At 65.0% G+C, this 4743-nt stretch carries 5 protein-coding genes; all 5 read left to right on the top strand.

Annotation, left to right across the window (positions count from 1 at the left end):
* The first annotated feature begins 1 nt into the window (after window position 1).
* Entirely contained in the window at window positions 2-892 is an 891-nt protein-coding gene (argF, locus tag AC062T_RS01390; protein WP_476026695.1) for an ornithine carbamoyltransferase, read from the top strand.
* Complete coding sequence (argH, locus tag AC062T_RS01385; protein WP_476026693.1) at window positions 889-2325, top strand: argininosuccinate lyase; 1437 nt, start codon at window positions 889-891, stop codon at window positions 2323-2325. Before argF ends, argH begins: the two co-directional genes overlap by 4 nt.
* A 26-nt stretch (window positions 2326-2351) precedes the next feature.
* A complete protein-coding gene (locus tag AC062T_RS01380) occupies window positions 2352-2942 on the top strand; it encodes a DNA-3-methyladenine glycosylase (protein WP_108998540.1) in 591 nt (196 codons plus the stop codon).
* Window positions 2943-3613: 671 nt separating this feature from the next.
* Complete coding sequence (locus AC062T_RS01375) at window positions 3614-4333, top strand: ABC transporter ATP-binding protein (RefSeq protein ID WP_108515937.1); 720 nt, start codon at window positions 3614-3616, stop codon at window positions 4331-4333.
* Window positions 4330-4743: FtsX-like permease family protein (locus tag AC062T_RS01370; protein WP_476026690.1), on the top strand; the 414-nt coding region annotated here is incomplete at its 3' end. The genes AC062T_RS01375 and AC062T_RS01370, both read left to right, overlap by 4 nt.

Genomic DNA, 4743 nt, shown 5'->3' with positions numbered 1-4743 from the left:
GATCCTCGACCTTGCCGTGTCTCTCAAGGCAGACCGCTTTCAGCGGCGCCCGCTTGAGGGACCGCAGACCGTTGCCGTGATATTCGACAAGTCGTCAACGCGCACGCGGGTGTCGTTCGCGGTCGGCATTGCCGATCTCGGGGGCGTGCCCCTCATCATCAGCACGGCGAATAGCCAGCTCGGGGGCAAGGAGACGGCATCCGACACCGCTCGCGTCATGGAGCGTATGGTTGCCGCGATCGTGTGGCGCACCTACGCGCAGGCAGGCCTCGAAGAGATGGCTGCGGGCACCACGGTGCCCGTGATCAACGCACTCTCGGACGACTTTCACCCCTGCCAGCTTCTTGCCGACCTGCTCACGATCCGTGAGCACCGTGGTGACCTCGCGGGGCAGACGGTCACGTTTCTTGGCGACGGTGCCTGCAACATGGCGCAGTCGTATCTGCTCGCAGGTGCAACAGCGGGTATGCACGTGCGCATCGCCGCCCCGGAGGGCTACATGCCCAGCGCCGAGGTTGTCGCGGACGCCGAGCGTATTGCCCTCACGACGGGCGGTTCCGTCGCACTCTTCACCGACCCCAAGGCCGCCGTCACCGATGTTGACGTGGTTGTCACCGACACCTGGGTGTCGATGGGCAAAGAAGAGGAGAAGGCTGAGCGGGTCGCTCTCCTCGGTGGCTATCGCGTCGATTCCGAACTGATGGCTCTCGCCCGCCCCGATGCCCTCTTCATGCATTGCCTTCCCGCCGACCGCGGGTACGAGGTGACTGCCGGCGTGATCGATGGCAGCCAGAGCGTGATCTGGGACGAGGCCGAGAACCGCCTACACGCTCAGAAAGCGCTTATGGTGTGGTTGCTTGACAAGTCGACCGCAGCATCCGTGGAGGCATGACGATGACCGACGATAAGGCGACAACGGGCGAGACAAACACAGGTTCGCTGTGGGGCGGCCGCTTCAGCGGTGGCCCGTCACCTGAGCTCGCTCGTCTCAGCAAGTCGACTCACTTCGACTGGCAGATGGCGCCCTACGACATTCAGGGTTCCCGGGCGCATGCCCGCGCTCTCGCGGCGGCGGGATATCTCGACGAGGCTGAGCTTCAGCGGATGCTCGCGGCCCTCGATCGCCTGGCCGCCGACGTCGAGAATGGCACGATTGTGGCCGCCGAGTCCGACGAGGATGTTCACGGCGCGCTCGAACGGCACCTGATCGACATTGCGGGGTCAGAGTTGGGCGGCAAGCTTCGCGCCGGCCGCAGCCGCAATGACCAGATCGCCACGCTTGTGCGGTTGTATCTGCTCGACCACGGCAGGGTGATCACGCACGACGTTGTTCAGCTGATTGATGCTCTCGCCGCACAGGCCGAGGCCCACATGGGTGCGATCATGCCGGGCCGAACGCACCTTCAGCATGCTCAGCCCGTCTTGCTCGCTCATCACCTGCTGGCGCACGCGTGGCCTCTGGTTCGCGACTTGGAGCGCCTGCGTGACTGGTCGGTGCGGGCATCCGCCTCGCCCTATGGTTCCGGTGCCCTCGCCGGCAGCTCGCTCGGCCTCGACCCCGCCTTGGTCGCCCGCGAGCTTGGTCTGAGTGGCCCCACCGAGAACTCGATCGACGCAACGGCGAGCCGCGATGTTGTCGCGGAGTTCGCCTTTATCGCGTCGACGATCGGCATCAACCTTTCGCGGTTCGCCGAGGAGATCATCATCTGGAACACGAGGGAGTTCGACTTCGTCACCCTCGACGACGGATATTCGACGGGGTCGTCGATCATGCCGCAGAAGAAGAACCCCGACATCGCCGAGCTTGCCCGCGGCAAGTCCGGCCGCCTCATCGGCAACCTCGCCGGGCTTCTCGCCACGCTCAAGGGTCTGCCCCTCGCGTATAACCGCGATCTGCAGGAGGACAAGGAGCCCGTCTTCGACTCTGTCGAGACGCTCGAGGTCTTGTTGCCCGCATTCACGGGCATGGTCGCTACCCTCCGCTTCAACACGGATCGCATGGCTGAGCTTGCTCCCCAGGGCTTCTCTCTCGCGACGGATGTTGCCGAGTGGCTCGTCAAACAGCGCGTCCCCTTCCGCGAGGCGCACGAGATCAGCGGGGCGCTCGTCGCATTCTGCGAGAAAAATGGTCTCGAGCTTCACGAGGCATCGGATGCCGACTATGCCGCCATTGACCCTCGCCTCACGGGCGGGGTGCGCGAGGTCCTCACGGTTGAGGGCGCCGTCGCCAGCCGCGACGGCGTCGGCGGCACCGCACCGGTGCGGGTCGCCGAGCAGCTCGTTGTGCTCATCGCACGCGTCAGGGCTTTCGTTCCTCAGGTGTAGTGGCGTGGGGCGAGGCGGGGTGGCGCATGTTTGATCGCAGTCTGCTCGCTCGCCCCGCGCTTGACGTAGCGCCGCTGCTCTTGGGCGCGCGGTTAATCAGCCGCGGTGTGACCGTGCGTTTGACCGAGGTAGAGGCATACCTCGGAGCGGACGATCCTGGCTCGCACGGGCACCGTGGCAAGACTGCTCGGAACGCGGTTATGTTCGGTCCACCTGGGCACCTTTATTGCTATTTCACGTACGGCATGCATACCTGTTCAAACATTGTTACCGGGGCGGAGGGAACTTCGTCGGGAGTTCTTCTGCGTGCGGGCGAGGTGATTGATGGCGTCGACATTGCGCGGGCTCGCCGCCATACCACTAAGGATGATGTTGACCTGGCGCGGGGCCCTGCGCGGCTCACGGTCGCTCTCGGCATCACTCTCGGTGACAACGGCCATGACTTGCAGTCAGGCGATATTCGCCTCGAATTGGCATCATCGCCCTCTGCCTACGAAGCGGGGCCGAGAACAGGTGTGTCCGGGCACGGGGGCAGCGATTTTTTCCCTTGGCGCTTCTGGATACCAGGCGACCCCACAGTCTCTCCGTATCGCCGCAGCACTCGCCGCAAGGCCTGAGCCTGCGACGGCGCCCCATAGGCCGCGGCGGGGGAGGTAGGGTCTCGTTCATGTCAGTCGGTAACGTCTCGCCCGCAGCAGTGCTGACGCGCGTCGGTGCCGCGGGTTGGGTGGGTTGGACCACCCTTGCCATGACGATGGTCGCAAGCACCCTCGCGGCTTCATTGCAGCGGCGGGCGGGCATTTGTGCGACTGCAGGATTGGATAGTCCGCGGGGGTGGGTGTTTCGTCTTGTGCCGCTGGGACAAACCTGCGGCGATGAGTTAACGGTGAGAGAAGTAGTGCTCCAGGGTTCCCTGACAGCTATCGCCGCTCTCGCCGCGATAGCTGGCGTGTCAGCGGTTCTAGCCCTACTCTTGCGACGCCCGCCAAGCACCCCGCCCCTTATGGATGGATGGCTCCTGCGCTGCATAGCTGGGGGCATTGTTCTTGCGCTTATGGCTGGGGTATCACAGGCCGCTACTGGTCTCTATTTCGAACCACAGGGCGTGTCTCTGGGGATCGTTCTCGGCGTCAGCGCGGGGTTCACCGTGGGGTTTCTAGCAACCGGTGTTGTTGGAGGGGTCGTTGCCGTGGTGAGGTCGTCACAAAGATAGATACATCCCGAGGATGACCCCGGTTTGCATCCGTGGGCTGATGTGCGAATGGATGCTCACGGCGAGGCTAGAGGCATGAACCATTTCCCGCAGGGCCGCGTCGTGCTTGCCGCCCAGAACCTCGTTGTCTCCTATGCCGATCACACGGCCCTCGCGGGGGTGAGCCTGTCCATCAGCGCGGGGGAGTCCGTGGCCATCATGGGGCCGTCTGGTTCGGGAAAGACGACGCTGCTTCACGCTCTCGCGGGCATCCTGCCTCCGAGCGGAGGTGACATCACGGTGTCGACAGGGCCAGCCCCGCTGCGCCTTGCTGGCCTCGGTGAATCTGAGCGCTCCCGCCTGCGTCGAGAGGAGTTCGGCTTCGTTTTTCAGCAGGGCTTTCTGATCCCCGAACTGACCGTTGTCGAGAACGTCGCGCTCCCATTGCTTCTCGCCGGCCACGCCCGGAGGAGTGCTGAGGCCGATGCCTCCGTGTGGCTCGCAAAGCTTGGCCTAGCCGGTCTTGAGAAGCGCCGCATCGGCGAGCTCTCGGGCGGCCAGGCGCAGCGGGTGGCAATCGCCCGCGCCCAGGTGACGGGCGCAGGGGTGATCTTCGCGGATGAACCGACGGGTGCCCTCGACTCTGTGACCTCGACCGAGGTCATGTCGGCGCTCCTTGAGGTCACCGCGGATGGCAGCCGTGCGCTCGTCGTCGTGACGCACGATGAGCAGGTGGCCGCCCGATGCTCGCGCACCGTCCGGCTCCGTGACGGTCGTCTCGACGTCGTCGGTGCCACCTCCGAGGTGTCGGCATGACCGCGGTCGTAGCCCGCCCAGCACGGGGTCGCCCCTCGATATCCCGTCTGGCGTGGATGTTTGCGCGGCCGAGCGCGGATAGTGCGGCAACACTCGCGCTGCCCGCGGTGACCTTTGCGATCACGACCGCGCTGCTCCTTATTGTCACCGGCGGCACGATTATGTTCTGGCAGTGGCCGGAGTCCGATTACTCGGAGTTGTATCGCGTCCTGAGCGTCTTGGCCCTTGCGCTTTTGGTCATTCCGCTCGCTGGGTTGAGCGGTGCCGCAGCGCGACTCTCTGCTCGTCGGCGCGACGACCGCCTCGCCACTCTGCGACTCCTCGGTGCCACGCCGTCGCAGGTCGCCCGCATTACGGTACTGGAATCGGTTGTCGTTGCCGCTGCGGGGGCGCTCGCCGGAATCGTGCTC

It is taken from the genome of Homoserinimonas sp. (genome assembly GCF_056262345.1).
Note: the sequence above shows the minus strand (reverse complement) of the source record. Positions and strands in the feature narration are given on the sequence as shown.

Excerpts from the sequence above, each read along its gene's own strand:
- argH (WP_476026693.1), top strand. The coding sequence starts at position 889 with ATGACGATGACCGACGATAAGGCGACAACGGGCGAGACAAACACAGGT.
- AC062T_RS01380 (WP_108998540.1), top strand. The coding sequence starts at position 2,352 with ATGTTTGATCGCAGTCTGCTCGCTCGCCCCGCGCTTGACGTAGCGCCG.
- AC062T_RS01375 (WP_108515937.1), top strand. The coding sequence starts at position 3,614 with ATGAACCATTTCCCGCAGGGCCGCGTCGTGCTTGCCGCCCAGAACCTC.